This window comes from Corynebacterium sp. (assembly GCF_012837295.1).
Taxonomy (GTDB): domain Bacteria; phylum Actinomycetota; class Actinomycetes; order Mycobacteriales; family Mycobacteriaceae; genus Corynebacterium.
Genome location: NZ_DURI01000234.1, coordinates 1 through 1634 on the forward strand (window position 1 = coordinate 1; position 1634 = coordinate 1634).

General features: G+C 75.1%; 1 protein-coding gene. It reads right to left on the bottom strand.

What is annotated here, in order from left to right:
- On the bottom strand, positions 1–1634 hold a 1634-nt coding region (locus GX015_RS07690), incomplete at both ends, for a helicase-related protein (RefSeq protein ID WP_366926257.1).

Sequence of the window (1634 nt, forward strand, 5' to 3'; positions counted from 1 at the left end):
CGCGGCCCACGTCGGCGACGGCGAGCCACTCGTGGCCGCGCAGCTCCGGGGGCGCGGACGCTGCCGTGCCGCCGGTGAAGAGGTACTCGTCGGAGTTCGGCGAACGCCGCTTGGCGATGCGATCCGGCCACGCCAGCGCCGTGACCAGCGCGATCGCGTCGGCCATGGAGCGGGTCGGCACGGAATCCGGCAGCGGGGGCATGGTCGTGGCGATGGCCGTGACGGCCGCCGAATGCTCCTCCGCCAGGCGCTTGAGGCGGGAGGCGTCGGCCCCGGAGCGGTTCCCGCCGCCCCTGTTTCCGCCGCCGTCACCCCGGCCGCCATTGCGGGCGCGGGTGAGGTCGCCGCGGGGGGATTCGTCGAGAAGCGAGACCGCATCCGCCGCCCGCTTCGCGCCCAGCACCGACGTGCCGGCCAGCAGCGCGCGCCCCAGGCGCGGATCGACGGGCAGCTCGGCGAGGACCTTGCCCAGGTCGGTGATGCGGGCGGCGGGCTCCACCTCGATCGCCCCGAGCGCGGCCAGCGTCGCGTGGGCGTCGGTGACGTGGCGGGGCGGGGGAGCGTCGGGAAGCGGCAGGCCCACCGCGCCGGGCGTGCCCCACGCCGCGACGTCGAGCATGGCGCGGGTCAGATCGGCGACGGCGATCTCCGGGGCGGGCCAGGCATCGAGGCCCGCCCACTCCGATTCGCCGATGCAGCGCACGGCCAGGCCGGAGCCGAGGCGGGCGGCGCGGCCCGCGCGCTGTTCGGCCGATGACCGCGCGCACGACGTCGTGACCAGACCCGACATCCCGCGGCCCACATCCAGCCGCGGACCTCGCGACAGGCAGGCGTCGACGACGGCGCGCACGCCCGGCACGGTCAACGACGACTCCGCGATGGCGGTGGAGACGATGATGCGCCGCGGCCCCTCCGGCGAGCCGCCGCGGATGACGCGGTCCTGCTCATCGCCGCGCAACTGGCCGTGGAGGGCGAGGATCTCGACGCCGCGCGCCCCCGAACCGGTCGAGGACGCGAGGTCCATCCGTTCCAGCGCGCCGATGACGTGCTCGACTTCGCGCACGCCGGGGACGAAGACCAGGACGTCGCCGTCGCCCGGCGCATCACGGAGGGCAGCGGCCGCCTGTCGCGCCACGTGGTCCAGGAACGGCCAGGTCACGCCGCGATGGTCCAGCCGGGCCACCGTCGGCGGCGCCCATCGCACCTCCAGCGGGTGCAGCACCGAATCCGCCGCGACGATGGGCGCCGGCGCGCCGGGCGACGCCAGCAGTCCTGCGAAGCGCGGCGCCTCCACGGTCGCGGACATCGCCACGAGCGTCATGTCATCGCGAAGCTCCCGTAGGTCGCGCAGCATGCCGAGCAGAATGTCGGAATCGAGATTGCGCTCGTGCACCTCGTCGAGGATGACGGCCGAAACGCCGGGCAGGTCGCCGTCGCGAAGCAAACGACGCGTGATCACGCCGGGAGTGGCGAATTCCACCGATGTTTCCCGTGAAACCCTGCGATCGCCGCGGACCGTGTACCCGACCGCGCCGCCGAGCTCGACGCCGGCCAACTCCGCCAGCCGACGCGCCGCCGCACGCACCGCGACCCGCCGCGGCGCCGTGACGATCACCCGACTCGGCCGCGTCCCC